We start from the raw sequence: 17,052 nt of genomic DNA, 5'->3' as shown, positions 1-17,052 counted from the left end.
TGTCGTCTCTTTGTTGGGTCCAATTTTTGGTGCGCAGGAGTAGTTGGTGCGCTGGCGCCCTATGCCGCTTACTTCATCGGCAGCAAGTTGGACCCGAACCACCGACGTCCCCCCGGGTTTAAAAGCGCCTGGGAGGAAATATGCCACTTCATCAAGCGTTACGCCGCGACGTGCGAGTTCCAGTTTGTGCTCTCCTTCCAGTTCGAGAGCGTCTATGCGGCAAGTCTCGGGAAGGCTCTGGTCTTCCCGGGGCCTGTTGCCCTGTAATGCCAGATAGCGGGGCGGCAGGCCCCGGCCTTATCCTATTCTCGGTACACGTGGCGATATGCCTTCTGGATATAACGCCCTCGTGGGTCGCCCGCTTTCACACCTGTCTGCACAGTTCCAGAGTTTTGGATCGATATAATAATATCGCCCTATCAAGTTTCCCTTGCCTGCGCCGCCATCGATCATACGGCCATGATCAAGGGAATTGAGATGCTCGCCTTACGCAACCTCCGAGTGGGATCCCGGCTGGGTGCCGGGTTTGGATTGCTGCTGCTGTTCATCGTGGCCATCGTCGGCCTGGCGCTGTACGGAAACCATCTGAAGTCCGCCCAGTTCTCGAAAGTGGTGGACGTCAACATGGTGAAGATGCGGCTGTTGAACGAGATGCTGGATACCAACAACGCGGTGTTGATGCACCGCCGGCTGATGGTGATCAAGCGCGGCGAGGATTTCGACAAGGATTATCAGAAGGCGCAGGAACTGTCGCAGACCTACGACGGTATCTGGGCCAAGTACATCAAGATTCCGCGCGACGCCACCGGCGATACCCTGGTCGCGAAGATCGACGCGGCACGCAAGGCCACCGACGCCTCCACCCAGCATCTGCACGAGCGCATGAAGGCGGGTGATTTTGACGGTGCGGCCAAGGAGCTGCTCGCCGAGCACGGCCTGGCGACCGCATGGAACGAGACGATCTCGACCCTGCTGCGGCATCAGGAGACACTGACCGCGCGCAGCCGCGAGGAATACCGTTCAACCGAATCCTGGACCGGCACGTTGTCGATCGTGTTCGGCGTGCTGAGCCTGGTACTGGGCTCGCTTGCCGCGTGGGCGATCACCCGCAGCCTGACCCGCCCACTGGAAGGCGCGGTGAGGCTGGCCGACGGCATCGCTAACGGGCGGCTGGACAACAGCATCGACGCGTCCGGCAACGATGAGGTGACGCAGCTGCTCAGGTCGATGCAGCGCATGCAGGCGCAGTTGCAGTCGGTGATGGCGGCGCAGGGCGAGTTGGCCCGTCAGCACGATGCCGGCAGCCTCAGCTATCGCATGGACGAGAGTGCCTTCCCCGGCGACTACGGGCGCATGGTGCACGAGACGAATGCGCTGGTCGGCTCGCATGTGCAGGTGCAGAACCGGCTGATCGAAGTGATGAAGCACTACGCCCAGGGCGACCTGTCGGTGGACATGGATCCGCTGCCGGGCGAGAAGGCGGCGATCACCCAGGCAATGGACGAGACCAAGACCAGCCTGTCGGCGATCAACAGCGAGATCCGCCGGTTGGCGACAGCGGCCGCGGCAGGCGACTTCAGCCTGCGCGGCGATGAAGATCGCTTCGCCTATGATTTCCGCGACATGGTGGCAGGGCTCAATTGCCTGATGCAGACCACCGACGAGAACCTGGTGCAGGTGTCGACGCTGCTGCAGGCGATCTCGCGCGGTGACCTGACCGTGCGCATGCAGGGTGACTTCCGCGGCGTGTTCGCCCGCATGCGCGATGACTGCAATGCCACCGTCGATCAGCTCAAGCAGATTGTCGGCCGCATCCAGTCCAGCGCGTCCAGCATCAACCTGGCGGCAGGCGAGATTGCCTCGGGCAACACCGATCTGTCGCGGCGCACCGAGCAGCAGGCGGCGAACCTGGAAGAGACGGCGGCGTCGATGGAGGAACTGACCTCCACCGTGAAGCAGAACGCCGAGCACGCCCGCCAGGCCAACCAGCTCGCGATCGGCGCGCACGGTGTCGCCTCGCAGGGCGGCGAGGTGGTCGGCCAGGTGGTCACCACGATGTCGGCCATCGAAGCCTCGTCGAAGAAGATCGCCGAGATCATCAGCGTCATCGACGGCATCGCCTTCCAGACCAACATCCTGGCCTTGAACGCGGCGGTGGAAGCCGCGCGTGCCGGTGAACAGGGCAGGGGCTTTGCGGTGGTGGCCAGTGAGGTGCGCACGCTGGCACAGCGCTCGGCCGGTGCGGCCAAGGAGATCAAGGGCCTGATCGAGGATTCGGTCGGCAAGGTCGCCGATGGATCGGCGCTGGTCCGCCAGGCAGGCACTACGATGGGCGAGATCGTGGCGTCGGTGCAGCGCGTGACCGACATCATGGCCGAGATCTCTGCCGCGTCGCAGGAGCAGAGCTCGGGCATCGAACAGGTCAACCAGGCGGTGGTGCAGATGGACGAAACCACGCAGCAGAATGCGGCGCTGGTGGAAGAAGCCAGCGCGGCGGCACGCTCCATGGCGGAGCAGGCCACCCTGCTGGCCGAGGCGGTATCGGTGTTCCGCACCGGTGCGGCAACCGCGGCTGCACCCGTGCGTCCGGCCCTGGCTGCGGTGGCCGCGACGGTTACTCCGGTGCGCAGGCCGGCGGCACTGTCGCCGCGCATCGAGCCGACACTGGCGGCCAATGCCGGTGGTTGGGAAGAGTTCTAGGGGCGTGGCGCGCCATTAGGGAGACGGCGCCCATCACGACGGCTGATCGTGATGGGCGCGGATTTTCTTCCTGAACGCGCTATGGCCGATGAGGTGGCGGACACGCGCATTTCACTTCCGGTTGCCAACCGCAGGAGGAGACTTGCGCCATACCGGAACTCAGGAGATGGCCATGAAGACCTCGACCCGATTGCTTGTGCTGGGCACCCTGCTGGCGGCTTCGTCGGTGGCCGGCGCGCAGACGTATGGCCCGCGCGATGAGGGACGCAAGTTCAACGACGGCAGCCGTGTGGTCTGCAAGAACGTGGAAGTGCAGCGCAACTCGCGCGATCCGAACCGCATTGCGGGTACGGCCACGGGCGCAGTGATCGGCGGCCTACTGGGCAACCAGGTGGGCGGCGGCAATGGCAAGAAGCTCGCTACCGTGGCCGGTGCCGTGGCCGGTGGTGCGGCCGGTCGCCAGATCCAGGGCAACAGCCAGCAGAAGAACGGCGACCGCGTGGTCGAGCGCCGTTGCGAGCGCGTCTATCGTTGATCGGTTGCCGGCAGCGCCCGTTCCCCCTTACACATCGCAGTACTCGAACGCCGGCCCCGCGCCGGCGTTCTTCGTTCCGGACCTGTATCGCTGACTCCGGCGTCGTGCCTATACTGCGCCGACTCAACGGATGAATGTCCAGTGAACGAATCGGCTCCAGCTCCCCAACCGGCACCGCTCGCAAGGCACGACCCGATACCGGAAGCGACTGCCCATTCCCATCGGGTGCGTGATCGCACCGATGAACTCGAGCTCTTCATTTCGGGCCTGCTGGCGTTCGCGCTGCTGGCCGTGCCGGGTTATCTGTTCGACGCCTGGGCGCGCAGCAGCCTGCACACCGAAGGCATGTACTTCCAGATGCTCTGGTTCGGTTTCAGCATCAGTGTCGGCATGTGCTATGTGCTGGCAGTGGCCTTGATCATCCATCTCACGGTGCGCGGCTACTGGATCGGGCTGATCGGCCTCAGGTCGCATTTCCCCGATGGCATTGACTGGGGGCGCCTGCCAAGAATGGGGGCGGTCACGCGCGCCTTCCTGCAGGCCCGGGACGGAGGCCTAGATGGCAGCATCGAACGTGCCGACCGGCTGGCGACGATGCTGTTCTCGACCACCCTGCTTGCCGTACAGACATTGGCGGGCACGCTGGTATTGGCCGTCCTGACGCTTGGTGTGTCGATGGTGATCGGCGCGCTGTCCGGTGGCGCCGATCATGTCGCCATGCTCGCCCTGTGCACCGTGCTGGCCGCAATGTTGGCGCTGGCTGTTACCCCCGGGATCCTGGAAAAGATCGTGGCGCGGCGGCAGGCGCGCGGGCAGCCCCATGAGCGACCGCAGCGACTGCTGCAGGGCATGCTGGCGGCACTGCAACGGGTTCCGCTGTTGCGCCTGATGCAGACCATGCAGCTGACCATGCAGAGCAACCTGCGCTCGCGCTCGTTCATGGCGGCCTACCTGTTCGCGGTGCTGGTAGCGATGCTGCTGGCGGCCGTGCAGGTGATGGCGTCGTTGAAGTTCTCGCTGTTCAACCGTTACCAGATCGTCACGGAAGCGGCGGTTGAGCACGGCATGCTGAGTGCGCATTACGAATCGATGCGTTCGGCGCATGACCAGCTGCTGCCGTACCCGATGATCCCGTCGGACACGATCAGCGGTGCGCAGCTTCGTTTGTTCATTCCGCATCGCCCGCAACGCGACAATCCGCTGGCGCGCCAGCATTGCACCGCACTTCCGGACGCGCGCAATGAGGCCACCGGGCAACAGGCCGCCAATGCCGCAGTGGAGTGCCTTTCCCGGCTCTGGCTGGTCAAGCTGGACGGCACCCCGGTCGACCTGCATGGCTTCGTGCCCATGGAGCGGCGTGACCTGGATATGCGGGGCCTGGTGGGGTACCTGCCTACCCGGGGACTCGCACCCGGACGCCATGACCTGGAGCTGGTGTGGAATGCTGCAGGCGGCGAGCGGGGGGCCGGACGGCGCCGCGCGTTCCGCATCCCGTTCTGGTACGCCCCGGACCCCTGAACCTTGGATCAAAGCGGCCATGCCGCGCCGCTTGAACAGGCCGCTTACGACTTAATTCCCTCCGTCCCCTTTTTGGCGAGGAGGCGCCAGGTGGCGAGGCTGCCATAGAGCAGCAGCAGGACGGTGAGGGTGATCAGTTCGTGTCTGACGTCGGCCAGGCGGGCGTCCATCTGGTTCAGGCGCACCATCAGATTGATGCCCGAGGTGGTCGGCAGCAGCTGTGCCAGCCAGACCAGCGGTTGCGGCGTCATCACCGCCGGCCACGACAGGTTGGCCAGGAAAAACAGCGGGATGGAGGTGGCGATGATGTACTGGAAGGCGCGCTCGCGGGTGCGGAAGAAGCTGCCGACGAACAGGCCGAAGGCCACGGTGGTGGCGATGAACAAGGTGCCGCCCAGCAGCTGGCCCATCGGGTTGCCGCCGCGCGGATAGTCCTGCACCCAGGCGGTGAAACCGGCGTACCAGAACAGGCCGAACAGGCCGATCAGGCCGAAGCCCAACGCCATGCCGGCCAGCGTCGGCAGGTCGAAGCGCAGGCGCCGGCCCAGTGCGAGGCGGCGGCCGCCGAGCAGAACGCCGATGCCCATCAACAGCGTCTGGTGCACGATCAGCTCGGCCACGCCGGGCACGATGGCGCTGCCATAGCCTTCCTGCGTGTTGTACAGCGGGCGCTGCACCAGGGTGACCGGCGGTGCCTGCGGCGCACCCATGAAGGCGGCCTGGCCGACCACCGCATCACGCCCGAACGCACCCAGCGCATCAGCTACGCTGCCCAGCACCCAGCTGGCGCGGCCCAGGTAGGCACCGTTGCCAAGCAATACCAGCTTGGCCGGATGGCCGCGCAGGATGTCGCGCTCCAGGTTGGCCGGGATCACGACGATGCCTTCGGCGTGGCCGGCTTCGAGCTGCTCGCGTGCGCTGTCGACGTCCGCCGGTTGCCCGACCACGCGCGCAACGCGCAGTGCGTCGAGCTTGCGCAGCAGCTCGCGGCTGGTCGCGCTATGGTCTTCGTCCACCACCAGCACCGGCAGGTTGCCGGCCACCTGGTGCCGGTAGGCGGCTGGATAGAAGAACGAATACAGGATCACCGCACCGACCATCACCACGATCGCGTAGCGGTCGCACAGCACCGCCATCAGGGTCTGCCGCAGGCTGCGCCAGAGCATGCTCATGCGTCAGCCCCTGCGGATTGTGCGGCGGCAGGCGTGCGTGCAAAGGCGATCAGGCGCAGGCCGCCGATGCCACCGGCCACCACCGTCATCAACAGCAGCGTAGCCAGCGGCCATGCCGAAACCTGCAGCGGCGCGCCGATGAACTGCTGCTGGGTCTGCAGCTTGATGTAGGCGCTCAATGGCAGCAGCTGGTGCCAGACGCGGGTAAACAACGGCCCGTCCAGCACCGGGAAAGTAGCGCTGGAGAACGCCAGTGCGGTGCCGATGCTCAGACCGACCGCAGACAACGCGGTGCCCATGTCGCGGGTGACGCCGACGAAGAACAGCGCGTAGGCGGCCGTGGCCAGGTAGAACAACGGCTGCGCGAGCAGCAGCAGAAGCACGCTGCCGGCCACACCATCGCCGCGCAGCCACGCCAGGTAGCCGATGCCGAGCGCGCCATACAGCGAGAACAGCAGGAGGTACGGCGCGACCTTGCCGGCAATCGCCGACCACGGCGTGCGAGCCAGCCAGGCGGGCAGGGTGCCATCGCGGATCTCGCGGCCGAGGCTGCCGGCCACCGCAAGTGCCAGTACCAGTGACAGCACCGCCGGGAAGATCAGTGGCAGCAGGAACAGTTCGTAGCTGCGCGCCGGGTTGTAGAGGATGTCCGACTGCACCGCGATCGGCGCCGCGCGCAGCTTGCCCGGGCCGACCTGCAGGCCGATGCGCTCGCGCAGCAGGCGTGCGTTCCATGCGGAAACCGCGTCGCCGATGTCGCGCGACGCCGACTGGCCGGTGGTCATGTAGGTGGCGTTGTAATAGGCGAACACCGTGCCCTGGCGCCCACGCAGCGCCTGCCGGGTGACATCGCGCGGCACCAGCACGATGGCGAACACGTCCAGGCTGCGCAGCTGCGATCGTGCCTCCTCCAGGTCCGCTGGCTGGCTGGCGACGCGTACGCCGGGACTGGCGTCGAGCATGCGCAGCAGCAGGCGGCTGTCACTGCTGTGGTCAAGGTCGACCACAGCAATCGGGATATCGCGCATCACCGACGGCGTGAACATCCATGCCATCACGACCAGCATCAGCAGTGGCAGCAAGGTGACCAGCAGCAGGTCGGCACGGTTGCCGCGCAGCGACTGCAGCTCGCGCCGCCACGAAGCGGCGAAGCCGTTGCGGTCCGGGCTCAGTGCTGGGGCCATGCGAACAGCACGCTCATGCCGGGGCGGAAGCCCTCGATGCGGCGTACCGGGCGCACCCGCACCTCGAAGCTGCGGACGTCATAGCCGGACGACTGGCGGGTGGTACGCCAGGTTGCGTAGTCGCCGGCCGGATTGATGAAGTAGACCTCGAACTCGCCATCCAGGCCCAGCGCCGGCACGCTTCCCTGCAGTTTGCTGCCGACCTTCAGGCCCTGCATCTGCGATTCGCGCAGGTTCATCGCCACCCACATGCGGTCGATGTCGACCAGGGTGAACACCGGATAGCCGGCCGGCACCAGCTCGCCCGGATCGGCCATGCGCTTGTTGATCTCGCCCGCCACCGGCGCGCGTCCTTCCACTTCGGCTCGCGCGGCGTTGACCTCGGCCACCGCGCCCTGCGCCTGCTGCACCTGGCCCTGCGCGGCACGCTTGTCCTGCTCGCGTGCGCCGGCCAGTGCCATGTCGTACTGCGCGCGGGCGGCGCGGGCCAGTTCGCGCGAACTGGTGGCCTGGGCATGCGCTTCATCGCGCTTCTGCCGGGTCATCACCCCTTCGTTGAACAGGTTCTGCACGCGCCGGTAGGTGGCTTCGGCCAGTGTCGCGCCGGCTTCGGCCCGCTTCCAGTTCGCTTCGGCGGCGCGGATGTCTTCGCTGCGCGCGCCTTCGTCGGCCTTGTCGGCCACCGCCTGCGCAGCCGCCAATGCGCCGTGCGCCTGCTGTTCCTTGGCAGCCACTTCGGGGCTGTCGAGCAGGAACAGCACCTGCCCGGGCTGCACGCGGTCGCCCTCGCGTACCTTCAGTTCGGCCACGCGCGCGGTGATCTTGGCAGCCACGTTGATGGTGTCCGCATCGGCCATGCCCTGGATCTGGTCGGCCGGGCTGCGCCAGGCCAGCCACAGGCCCAGCACCACCGCGACCAGCAGGACCACCAGCAGGATCGGTCCCAGCCGCCGCTTGCCCGGGGGCGTCGTCGCATCGTCGTGCAGCACATCACTCATGGTCGATCACCTCGTCCGCACGCCGCCGGAACTCTTCGAAACGGTCCATCTGTCCACTGACCTCCAGCAACTGTGCCAGCGCAATATCGTATTGGTAGGCGGCCTGTGCGCGCTCGACGCGGGCGCCACCCAGGCCGAGCCGCGCGTCGATCACATCCAGCGAAGTCGCCTGGCCTTCGCGGAACGCCAGCTCCTGCAGGCGCAGGTTTTCCTGCGCCTGGGCGATGCTGCTGTCGAGCAGCACGAACTGCTGGCGCGCGGTTTCCAGTTCGTTCCAGGCCTTGCGCACGCCCAGTGCGACCTGGTTCTCGGCCTCGCGCAGGCCTGCTTCGGCCTGCTCCTGCTGCGCACGCGCGGCGCTGATCTGCGCCGGCCGCGAGTTCGGCGACAGGAAGGTGTACTTCAGGCCGATGCCGAACGCCCAGTCCGGGTCGGTCAGCATCTCGTCGCGGCGACGGAAGTCGTACTGGCCGAAGGCGAAGATCTGCGGCTTCAGCTTGGCCTGCTGCACGCGCACGCCCTGTTCGGCCTGCGCCACCATCGCCCGCAAGCGCGCGATCTGCGGCTGGCGCGCCTGCGCCGTGCGCTCGAAGCTGGCCACCGGTTCCAGCGGCACGCGCTGCACGAACAGCGGCGACACCGGTTGCACCTCGCCACCACTGCGCAGCAGCGTGGCCAGCGCGGCCTTCAGCGTAGCCAGATCGTTCACCGTCTTCTGGTATTCGCGCTCGGCCTTGTCGCGGGCCACGGTGGCCTGCAGGCGCTGGGCGCGGGTGGCAAAGCCCTCGCGTTCCAGCTTTTCTGCATCGGACAGGTGGCGGTTGAGGCCGTCGCGCACGTCGCGGCGCACGTCCACCGCCTGCTCGGCCAGGCGCTGGCCGAAGTAGGCCTGGGCCAGCTGCACGGTCAATGATTGGCGCTGCGCCTCGCGCTCGGCGTTGGCCTGCTCATGGGCGGCGCTGGCCGCACGTTGCGCGGCCGGGATCACGCCGCCGGTGTACAGCGGCAGCACCGCGGTCACTACCGGGCGTGTACGCCAGTCGCGCTCGGTGAACGACAGCGGCGAATCGATACCGAAGGCTTCAGCCACGGGCGCCAGCGAACCCAGTGGCAGGGTCAGGGTCTTCTGGAACTGCAGGCGGCGCACTTCGCCGGTGATCTCCGGCAGGCGCAGCAGGCGCGTGGCGTCCTGCAGGTCCTGCTTGTTGCGTACCGCTGCATCAGCGGCCGCCAGCGCATCGGAGACCTGCTCCAGGCGTTGGCGTGCCTGTTCCCAGTCCAATGCGGGGGCTTCGTTGCTGTTCTGCGCGGACGCAGCGGTTGGCAGGCAGGTCGCCAGCACCAGCGCCAGCGCGGCCTTCGCGCGGTGCATCCTTGTACGTCGGCCGATCACGCCCATGCCGTCCCAGTGGTAAAGAAGTGCGCAAACGGTAGTGCGCGCGGCGTGAAGCCCGAGTCTGCGGTCATCGGATTGTCCTCAACGAAGGGTGCCGCTGGCTGCAGTGCGCAGCGCCTGGGTGATGTGCTGCAGCGTGCTTGAGCGCACGGCGGCATGTTGCCAGTACAGCGGCACATCCAGCCAGCGGCGGGGTTCCAGTACCACCACGCGGCCGGCGCGCACGGCGGGCGCGACCAGGGTTTCCGGGGCCATGCCCCAACCGAGTCCACACGCGGCGGCTTCGACGAAACCGGTGGAAGAGGGCAGGTAGTGTAGCGGCGGCTGCAGTCGCGCGCGGGTCAGGCGCCGCACGAAGCGCCATTGCAGTTCATCCTTGCGGTTGAACACCAGCATCGGTGCGCGCGCCAGGGCCGCGGCCTGCATGCCATCGTTGAAGTACTGGCGGGCGAAGCCGAGCGAAGCGATCGCGTGGTAACGCATGGCGCCGAGCGGGTACACGTTGCAGCCCTTCACCGGCTGGCTTTCGGCGGTCACTGCGCCGAGCACGCTGCCATCGCGCAGCAACTGCAGGGTGTGGTCCTGGTCGTCCATGCGCAGGTCGAACAGGTAGCCATGGCGCTGGTGCAGGTCGGCGACGGCGGGCACGAACCAGGTATCAAGCGAGTCGTCGTTGACCGCCAGGGGGATGGGCGTACGCGCAGCGTCGTTGCCACGCTCGGGTAGCAGCTCGGCCAGCGCCTCGGCTTCCAGCGCCTGCATCGGGCGTACCCGGCGCAGCAGCGCTTCCCCCGCGGCAGTCGGTCGGCAGGGTGCCTGGCGCACCACCAGGACCTGCCCGAGCCTGTCTTCCAGCGCCTTGATCCGTTGCGACAGTGCTGATGGGCTGATCGACAGGCGGCGTGCCGCGGCCTCGAAGCTGCCTTCTTCCAGCACCGCAGCGAATGCGGCCAATTGTGGATGTACCAGATCCATGCCGGTGCCCCTTCAGTTTTCCTGCACAGGATAAAGAAAAATCAGATTGTCTAAACAGGGGCGGTGGCCGCACCCTGCGCGTCCCCTCGCTGCCTGGCCTGTCCTGATGTGGATCGCCGCTACCGCCGCCGGCCTGTTCGCAGGTGCCGGCCTGATCATCGCCATCGGCGCACAGAATGCCTTCGTGCTGCGCCAGGGCCTGCAGCAGCGGCATGTGGGCAGGGTGGTGCTGGCCTGCGCCGGCGCGGACACCGCGTTGATCCTGGCCGGCGTCGGTGGCATGGGCGCGCTGGTGCTGCAGTGGCCGCTGCTGCTGCAGGGGCTGCGCTTCGGTGGCGCGGCGTTCCTGCTCTGGTATGGCCTGCGGGCCGGCCTGCGCGCGTGGCGCGGTGGTAGCGTATTGGCCGCCGCCGAGGCGCAGGGGGGCAGCGGACGGAAGGTGCTGCTGACCTGCCTGGCGTTCACCCTGCTCAACCCGCACGTCTATCTGGATACGGTGGTGCTGCTGGGCAGCCTGTCCACGCGCTACCCGGGCGATCTGCGCTGGGCCTTCGCCGCCGGGGCCTGCGTGGCCAGCGTGGCCTGGTTCTGCTCGCTCGGCTATGGGGCGCGCCTGTTGCAGCCGGTGTTCCGCAGGCCGAGTGCCTGGCGGGTGCTGGATGCAGGCGTGGCGATGTTCATGCTCTGCCTGGCCACGCTACTGCTGTTGCGTCCGCTCTAGGCCGCGTCCACCACGCACAGTGGCGCTTCGCCGGGGCGCAGGGTCAGTACGCGTACACCGTTGCGGGTGACCGCCACCGTGTGCTCGAACTGCGCCGACAGCTTGCCGTCGCGGGTGTACACCGGCCATTCGTCCGGCTGCTGGCGGATGGCCGGCTTGCCCTGGTTGAGCATCGGCTCGATGGTGAACACCATGCCTTCTTCCAGCACCCTGCCGGTGTTGGGATGGCCGTAGTGCAGGATCTGCGGTTCTTCGTGCATTTCCTGGCCGATGCCATGGCCGCAGTATTCCTTCACCACGCTGTAGCCGTGGCTGCGCGCGTGGCGGGCGATGGCGTGGCCGATATCGCCCAGGCGCGCGCCGGGGCGCACCGCAGCGATGCCTTTCCACATCGCCTGGTAGGCGGTCTGCACCAGCCTGCGCGCGGCGTAGTCGACCTCACCGACCAGGTAGGTGGTGCTGGAGTCGGCGATGTAGCCGTTCTTCTCCAGGGTGATGTCGAGGTTGACGATCTGGCCATTGCGCAGCACGTCGGTGGTGCTGGGAACGCCGTGGCAGACCACGTTGTCGATCGAGGTGTTGAGCACATACGGGAAGCCGTACTGGCCCTTGCTGGCCGGCCGCGCCTGCAGTTCATCGACGATCATGCGTTCGACGAACTCGTTGATCTCCATCGTGCTGCGGCCCTGCAGCGGCAGCCGGTCGAGCGCGGCGAACACCTGCGCCAGCAGGCGCCCGGATTCGGCCATCAGCGCGATTTCGTGCGGCTGCTTGATCACCGCCACGTCAGGCCCGTCCGGGTGCCAGCGCCTGTGGCTGCACGCCGGCGGCGCGCAGTTCGCTGGCGACGATGTCCTGGAAGCTCAGCGTGGGGTTCATTTCGCACAGCATGCCGACCCGGATCCAGAAGTTGGCCTGGGCGTTGATCGAGCGGCTGGAGACGGTGCAGGCACGGCGCAGCTGGTCGTGCAGGGTGTCATCGATGTTGACGATGCCCATTGGCGGTCCTGGAGCAGGGAATATACGAATCGTATATGTTTCGTATATTTGCCTCAAGCCCGCGTTGTTCAGTCCAGGTGGGTGGCAAAGCGCAGGCGGTTGCCGTCGGGGTCGCGCAGCAGCATTTCGCGGCTGCCCCAGTCGGTGTCATGCGGTGGCTGCTCGATCGGCACGCTGGCGGCGCTGAAGGCGCGGTACACGCTGTCGACGTCGTCGACGATGAAGTACACCGCGCTGCCGACCTCGCAGTCACCGCTGTGCTCGGTGAGGAAGATCGTCTGGCCATCGCGGGTGAGCTGGGCGAACAACGGCAAACCGGCTTCGAAGCGGTGTTCCCAGTCGACCACGAAACCCAGCCCCTGCACGTAGAACGGCAGGGTGGTATCGGCATGGCGCATGCGCAGTTGCGGGATGACGGTCTGGGGCATGGCGGCGGCTCCGAGGTGGGAACCCAGTGTAGAGCCGAGCCATGCTCGGCTGCTGTTCGCGGTCCCCTCAGGCGAGCATGGCTCGACTCTACAGAAGGCGCCAGCCGGGCGTGGGCTCGGCTCTACCCGGCGCTGGTAGATGCCAACCTTGGTTGGCATTGCCGGCCAGCGGCCGGCCCTACCGACGCGGTCAGCAGGCCGTCGGCACGGCGGCCATCGCCGCCAGCAGTTCGCGGTTCACCTGTTGGTGCCGTGCCTGCCAGACGGGAAGTTCATCGGCGCTGATGTCCGGCTGGCCATCCAGCGACGACAACCAGCGCTTGAAGCGGCTCTGGTAGTTCGCCAGCGAGACTTCGCCGGTGATGTCACTGCCGACCAGGCCACCGGCGCGCAGTGCTTCGATCACCACCAGTGCGTGTTCCAGCTGGAAGCGGCCCTGGTCCCAGTTGCTGCGCGCAACGTCCTCGGCGAATACATCCTTGTCGATCGACAGGTAGGTCGGCTGTGGGGATGCGGCCTGCTCGGCGGCGAACGCGGCGACCAGTGCCTCCGGGTGCTCGAAGCGTCGGAACGCACGGCCCATGCCGAGGCGGTGGCCCCAGCCCACGTCCACGTCCATGCACCAGTACGTCAGGCGTCCACCCATCAGCGGTCGCCAGTGGTTCTCCCAGGCATGACCGGGGCCGATGTCGCTGGAAGTGATGCCGAGCACATGGATGTGCGAGATCTGCGGCAGCTTGCTGGCGGCGTTCACCCACGAGCCGCAGTGCATGCCGAGCGGGAACCGCATGTTGTCCGGATGGTTGTCCAGCACCACCAGCTGGAACGGGGCCTGCCCATGCATGCGGCGCAGCAGTGGCAGGCTCAGGTGGTGGAAGTCGCCACTGCCGAGCATGACGGTTCCGAGCTGGGCCGGCAGCGGTGCCAGCACGTCAGCGGCGAAACGGTCGAGGGTGGCATTGCTGCAGGCAAAGCGCAGCGGGTCATGCCACTGCGGCAGGGCCAGGGTCTGCGCCTGTGGCAGCGGCAGCACGCCACCGTCCAGGTCCAGGATCAGCGGGGAACGCAACGGCATCATTCAACCGCCTCCATCAGGTTCGCCCTGCAGATAGGGTGCCAGCCTGCGCAGCGCAGCGCGCAGCAACGGGGAACCAGCATGGATCGCATGCCGGGTGGAGGTGAAGCGCGCACCCAGTTCGGCCTTGATCCGCGAGTCGGTCCAGCCGGCCACGTAGTGGCTCAGGCCGTGCTGCTGCGCGTACTCGAGGTTGTGCATCCAGCTGACTGCGTACAGGTTGTGCTCGCGCGACTGCGGATAGGCCAGGCCGATGTACTTGTCCACCAGCTTGCCGGCATGCACGTAGCACAGGTTCCAGCCGATCAGCCGGCCCTGGTGGCGGTACAGGAACATCCGTCCCTGGCCCTGGCTGTCGGCCAGCAGGTACTGGAAATAGGGCAGGTCGAGCTGGTCGAAATGCACCGCGCTCTGCGCGTATACGCCCAGGTACAGCGCGTACAGTTCGGCCTGCAGGTGCGGGTCGGCCAGGGCCGGGTTGCCGGTGGCGATGCAGTCGATCTGCAGGTCATCGCGCGAACGCAGCTTGCGACGGATGTTCTTGCGGCGCGAGGATGACAGGCGGCCGAGATAGTCCTCGAGCGAATCGAAATCGATCGCCACCCAGGCCAGCGGCATGCCTTCCAGTTCGACGAAGCCGCGTGCCAGCAGCGCCTGCAGGAAGGCGCCGCTGTGTGCGTTGGCGGCGTCGTCCAGCAGCGGTGAATCGATCGCCAGGTCCTTCACCACCAGCAGCCGGGTATCGCCGATCGCGTGACGTGTCACGTCCTCGGCCAGCGCCTCCGGCGCCACGTGCGCCGGCAACGGGGTGTACTCGGTGCTGGTGGCACCGACGAAGCGCGTCTTCCAGGTGATCCAAGGCCGCCACAGGCGCGACAGCGGCAGGCCGAGCAGCCTGCCGCGCAGTTCGTCGTCCATCGTGGTGGTCAGGTCCAACGGGGCACGGAAGGTCGGCAGGCCGCTGGGAAGGCGGCCCGCCTCGAATCCGAGCGGCGGGTGGGCCAGGAAGCCCTCCAGTAGCGCGGCCGGTTCCAGCGCGGTGCTGGATGCGCGTGACGTCATTTCCATCGGCACGGGAACCGGCAGTGCATCGACCTCAGCCCTTGGCCTTGGTCAGCGCCTGGTCGAGCAGGGTGATCGCCAGGTCGATCTCTTCGTAGCTGATGTCCAGCGACGGCGCGAAGGTGATCACGTTCTTGTACCAGCCACCCACGTCGAGCACGAGGCCCATGCGTTTGCCGTCGTGCAGCAGGTCACCGGCCAGGCCGATGTCGACCATGCGGTCCAGCAGCTCCTTGTTCGGGGTGTAGCCGTCGGCCTGGCAGATTTCCGCACGCAGCGCCAGGCCCAGGCCGTCGACGTCGCCGATTTCCGGGTGGCGCTTCTGCAGGCCGCGCAGGCCGTCGAGGAAGTACGCGCCCTTTTCCGGCACGGTGCGCTCGTAATCCATTTCCTTGCCCAGCTTCAGCACTTCCAGGCCCAGGCGGGTGCCCAGCGGGTTGGAGTTGAAGGTGGAGTGGGTGGAGCCCGGCGGGAACACGGTCGGGTTGATCAGCTCTTCGCGCGCCCACAGGCCCGACAGCGGGTTCAGGCCGTTGGTCAGCGCCTTGCCGAACACCAGCACGTCCGGGGTCACGCCGAAGTGCTCGATCGACCACAGCTTGCCGGTGCGCCAGAAGCCCATCTGGATTTCATCGACAACCATCAGGATGCCGTACTTGTCCAGCACGCGCTTGAGGCCGGTGAAGAAGTTGCGGGGCGGGATGACGTAGCCACCGGTGCCCTGGATCGGCTCGACGTAGAACGCGGCGTACTCGGCCTGGCCGACCTTGGGATCCCACACGCCGTTGTACTCGCTTTCGAACAGCCGCTCGAACTGCCACACGCAGTGGTCGGAGTACTCGTCCGGGGTCATGCCCTTCGGGCGACGGAAAGGGTACGGGAACGGGATGAACATCGCGCGCTCGCCGAAGTGGCCGTAGCGGCGGCGGTAGCGGTAGCTGGAGGTGATCGACGACGCACCCAGGGTGCGGCCGTGGTAGCCGCCCTCGAAGGCGAACATCAGGCTCTTGCCGCCGCGCGCGTTGCGCACGATCTTCAGCGAGTCTTCAATGGCCTGCGCACCGCCAACGTTGAAGTGCACGCGGCCGTCGAGGCCGAACTTCTCGTGCATGTCCACGGCAATGGTCTTGGCCAGCTGCACGCGGGTCGGGTGCAGGTACTGGCTGGCGACCTGCGGCAGGGTGTCGATCTGGTCCTTCAGTGCATCGTTCAGGCGCTTGTTGCTGTAGCCGAAGTTGCACGCCGAGTACCACATCTGCAGGTCGAGGTAGGGCACGCCTGCGCCGTCGAACATGTAGCTGCCTTCGCCGCGCTGGAAGATCTTAGGCGGATCGACGTAGTGGACGGTATCGCCGAAGGAGCTGTAGCGGGCTTCGTCGGCCAGCAGCTGCGCATCGGAGGCAGCGGCGGCGGCGTTCTTGTCAAAAATGTTCATGCAGTTCGGTTCCGTGAAGGACGTTCGAAAGGGGTAACAGGGGAGCGCGCCTGGAAGGGAGTGCTCAGGCGGTGGCCAGCAGCAGGGGCAGTGCGGCGGGCTGCGGGCTGGCGTCGAGACGACGTGGCTGCAGCAGGCTGCCATCGAGCAAGCGCGGCAGCAGTGCGATTGCGTCGTGGAAGGTGTCGATGGCGGCATGCTCGATGCCGGCATGGGTGCAATGGGTGATCAGGCGGCGCTTGGCGAACACGAAGTCGGCATCTTCGGATACACAGAAATCCGAACTGCCGTCGCCGATCATCAGCACGCGCGGTGCTTCGTTGGCGCGCGCCTGCGCGGCGCAGGTGCATTTGCAGGTGCCACTGCGGCAGCCTTCGGCCTGGTAGGGCGATTCCAGTTCCCAGTGGTCATCGCACCAGCGCAGGTGGTTGGCCACCACCGGCAGCTGCGCCAGGCCGTGGTTGGCGAGAATGCGATGGATCGCATAGTCCAGGCCGTCACTGACGATGCGCAGCGGAACGCCCAGCTGTCCGGCACGGCTGACAAAGGCGGCGAAGCCCGGATCGATCTGCACCTGGTCCAGATGGGCATCGAGCGTGGCCGGGTCCAGCTTCAGCAGCCGCACCTGGCCCTGCATGCATTCACGCGAGCCGATCTTTCCCGCCTTCCACTGGTCTTCCAGTTCCTGCCAGCCCGGCTGGCCGTACTTTTCCAGCAGCGAGTCGATGACATCTTCGAGGCTGATGGTGCCGTCGAAGTCACACAGGATGCTCCAGCGCATGGGCAGGTCCGTCGATGAAAGAAGCGTCCGGCACGATGCCGGGGCAGGCTCAATGTAGGCAGGCCGCCTTTCT

At 66.8% G+C, this 17,052-nt stretch carries 16 protein-coding genes; 4 read left to right on the top strand and 12 right to left on the bottom strand.

All coding sequences use genetic code 11. The annotated features are described in order from the left end of the window. The first annotated feature begins 477 nt into the window (after positions 1-477). The 3 genes from AC5P5V_RS02105 to AC5P5V_RS02095 all read left to right on the top strand — a co-directional run bounded on the left by AC5P5V_RS02105 (position 478) and on the right by AC5P5V_RS02095 (position 4,753). The gene (locus tag AC5P5V_RS02105; protein WP_134967865.1) at positions 478-2,700 is read left to right on the top strand and encodes a methyl-accepting chemotaxis protein; all 2,223 of its coding nucleotides are present in this window, start codon (positions 478-480) and stop codon (positions 2,698-2,700) included. A gap of 166 nt (positions 2,701-2,866) precedes the next feature. Next, the gene (locus AC5P5V_RS02100; RefSeq protein ID WP_005415760.1) at positions 2,867-3,235 is read left to right on the top strand and encodes a glycine zipper 2TM domain-containing protein; all 369 of its coding nucleotides are present in this window, start codon (positions 2,867-2,869) and stop codon (positions 3,233-3,235) included. Positions 3,236-3,460: 225 nt separating this feature from the next. Continuing rightward, positions 3,461-4,753: a hypothetical protein gene (locus AC5P5V_RS02095; RefSeq protein ID WP_181357848.1), complete on the top strand. Its 1,293-nt coding sequence runs from the start codon at positions 3,461-3,463 to the stop codon at positions 4,751-4,753. Positions 4,754-4,797: 44 nt separating this feature from the next. Here the strand turns inward: AC5P5V_RS02095 and AC5P5V_RS02090 are convergent, their stop codons facing one another. The 5 genes from AC5P5V_RS02090 to AC5P5V_RS02070 form a co-directional block, all read right to left on the bottom strand. Further along, positions 4,798-5,925 carry an ABC transporter permease gene (locus tag AC5P5V_RS02090; RefSeq protein WP_134967851.1) on the bottom strand — a complete coding sequence of 376 codons (1,128 nt, stop codon included), beginning with the start codon at positions 5,923-5,925 and terminating at the stop codon, positions 4,798-4,800. Continuing rightward, positions 5,922-7,109 carry an ABC transporter permease gene (locus tag AC5P5V_RS02085; RefSeq protein ID WP_005415762.1) on the bottom strand — a complete coding sequence of 396 codons (1,188 nt, stop codon included), beginning with the start codon at positions 7,107-7,109 and terminating at the stop codon, positions 5,922-5,924. Before AC5P5V_RS02085 ends, AC5P5V_RS02090 begins: the two co-directional genes overlap by 4 nt. Beyond that, a complete protein-coding gene (locus AC5P5V_RS02080; protein WP_072166865.1) occupies positions 7,094-8,107 on the bottom strand; it encodes an HlyD family secretion protein in 1,014 nt (337 codons plus the stop codon). The genes AC5P5V_RS02085 and AC5P5V_RS02080 overlap by 16 nt, the downstream gene beginning before the upstream one ends. Then, positions 8,100-9,506: a TolC family protein gene (locus tag AC5P5V_RS02075; RefSeq protein WP_235643116.1), complete on the bottom strand. Its 1,407-nt coding sequence runs from the start codon at positions 9,504-9,506 to the stop codon at positions 8,100-8,102. The genes AC5P5V_RS02080 and AC5P5V_RS02075 overlap by 8 nt, the downstream gene beginning before the upstream one ends. 78 nt (positions 9,507-9,584) lie before the next feature. Beyond that, positions 9,585-10,478 carry a LysR family transcriptional regulator ArgP gene (locus tag AC5P5V_RS02070; protein ID WP_231352620.1) on the bottom strand — a complete coding sequence of 298 codons (894 nt, stop codon included), beginning with the start codon at positions 10,476-10,478 and terminating at the stop codon, positions 9,585-9,587. Positions 10,479-10,584: 106 nt separating this feature from the next. On the opposite strand from AC5P5V_RS02070, the gene AC5P5V_RS02065 reads away from it, so the two are divergent. Next, positions 10,585-11,199 (top strand): LysE/ArgO family amino acid transporter, encoded by a 615-nt coding sequence (locus AC5P5V_RS02065; protein WP_134967853.1) that lies wholly within the window; start codon positions 10,585-10,587, stop codon positions 11,197-11,199. On the opposite strand, the gene map is transcribed toward AC5P5V_RS02065, so the two are convergent. From map to AC5P5V_RS02030, 7 genes are all read right to left on the bottom strand, one after another. Continuing rightward, entirely contained in the window at positions 11,196-11,978 is a 783-nt protein-coding gene (gene map, locus AC5P5V_RS02060) for a type I methionyl aminopeptidase (protein ID WP_134967866.1), read from the bottom strand. The two genes, AC5P5V_RS02065 and map, sit on opposite strands and share 4 nt — an antisense overlap. 7 nt (positions 11,979-11,985) lie before the next feature. Next, positions 11,986-12,198 (bottom strand): ParD-like family protein, encoded by a 213-nt coding sequence (locus tag AC5P5V_RS02055; RefSeq protein WP_006425741.1) that lies wholly within the window; start codon positions 12,196-12,198, stop codon positions 11,986-11,988. A gap of 68 nt (positions 12,199-12,266) precedes the next feature. Beyond that, on the bottom strand, positions 12,267-12,626 hold the full coding sequence (locus tag AC5P5V_RS02050; RefSeq protein ID WP_061479539.1) for a bleomycin resistance protein: 360 nt from the start codon (positions 12,624-12,626) through the stop codon (positions 12,267-12,269). 190 nt (positions 12,627-12,816) lie between these two features. After that, on the bottom strand, positions 12,817-13,701 hold the full coding sequence (locus AC5P5V_RS02045; protein WP_134967854.1) for an arginase family protein: 885 nt from the start codon (positions 13,699-13,701) through the stop codon (positions 12,817-12,819). Positions 13,702-13,704: 3 nt separating this feature from the next. After that, complete coding sequence (locus tag AC5P5V_RS02040; protein ID WP_134967855.1) at positions 13,705-14,769, bottom strand: GNAT family N-acetyltransferase; 1,065 nt, start codon at positions 14,767-14,769, stop codon at positions 13,705-13,707. Between the two features lie 28 nt (positions 14,770-14,797). Next, positions 14,798-16,198: an aspartate aminotransferase family protein gene (locus AC5P5V_RS02035; protein WP_061479537.1), complete on the bottom strand. Its 1,401-nt coding sequence runs from the start codon at positions 16,196-16,198 to the stop codon at positions 14,798-14,800. A 64-nt stretch (positions 16,199-16,262) separates the two neighbouring features. Continuing rightward, entirely contained in the window at positions 16,263-16,979 is a 717-nt protein-coding gene (locus tag AC5P5V_RS02030) for an MtnX-like HAD-IB family phosphatase (RefSeq protein ID WP_061479536.1), read from the bottom strand. Positions 16,980-17,052 lie beyond the last annotated feature (73 nt).

The sequence above is a fragment of the Stenotrophomonas sp. YJH_SMC_130 genome (assembly GCF_059369035.1).
This window is presented reverse-complemented; position numbering and strand designations above follow the sequence as displayed.

What these genes read in the sequence shown, in the direction of transcription:
- AC5P5V_RS02105 (WP_134967865.1), top strand. Translation starts at nt 478, where the DNA reads ATGCTCGCCTTACGCAACCTCCGAGTGGGATCCCGGCTGGGTGCCGGG.
- AC5P5V_RS02100 (WP_005415760.1), top strand. Translation starts at nt 2,867, where the DNA reads ATGGCCATGAAGACCTCGACCCGATTGCTTGTGCTGGGCACCCTGCTG.
- AC5P5V_RS02090 (WP_134967851.1), bottom strand. Translation starts at nt 5,925, where the DNA reads ATGAGCATGCTCTGGCGCAGCCTGCGGCAGACCCTGATGGCGGTGCTG.
- AC5P5V_RS02085 (WP_005415762.1), bottom strand. Translation starts at nt 7,109, where the DNA reads ATGGCCCCAGCACTGAGCCCGGACCGCAACGGCTTCGCCGCTTCGTGG.
- AC5P5V_RS02080 (WP_072166865.1), bottom strand. Translation starts at nt 8,107, where the DNA reads ATGAGTGATGTGCTGCACGACGATGCGACGACGCCCCCGGGCAAGCGG.
- AC5P5V_RS02075 (WP_235643116.1), bottom strand. Translation starts at nt 9,506, where the DNA reads ATGGGCGTGATCGGCCGACGTACAAGGATGCACCGCGCGAAGGCCGCG.
- AC5P5V_RS02070 (WP_231352620.1), bottom strand. Translation starts at nt 10,478, where the DNA reads ATGGATCTGGTACATCCACAATTGGCCGCATTCGCTGCGGTGCTGGAA.
- AC5P5V_RS02065 (WP_134967853.1), top strand. Translation starts at nt 10,585, where the DNA reads ATGTGGATCGCCGCTACCGCCGCCGGCCTGTTCGCAGGTGCCGGCCTG.
- AC5P5V_RS02055 (WP_006425741.1), bottom strand. Translation starts at nt 12,198, where the DNA reads ATGGGCATCGTCAACATCGATGACACCCTGCACGACCAGCTGCGCCGT.
- AC5P5V_RS02050 (WP_061479539.1), bottom strand. Translation starts at nt 12,626, where the DNA reads ATGCCCCAGACCGTCATCCCGCAACTGCGCATGCGCCATGCCGATACC.
- AC5P5V_RS02045 (WP_134967854.1), bottom strand. Translation starts at nt 13,701, where the DNA reads ATGCCGTTGCGTTCCCCGCTGATCCTGGACCTGGACGGTGGCGTGCTG.
- AC5P5V_RS02040 (WP_134967855.1), bottom strand. Translation starts at nt 14,769, where the DNA reads ATGGAAATGACGTCACGCGCATCCAGCACCGCGCTGGAACCGGCCGCG.
- AC5P5V_RS02035 (WP_061479537.1), bottom strand. Translation starts at nt 16,198, where the DNA reads ATGAACATTTTTGACAAGAACGCCGCCGCCGCTGCCTCCGATGCGCAG.
- AC5P5V_RS02030 (WP_061479536.1), bottom strand. Translation starts at nt 16,979, where the DNA reads ATGCGCTGGAGCATCCTGTGTGACTTCGACGGCACCATCAGCCTCGAA.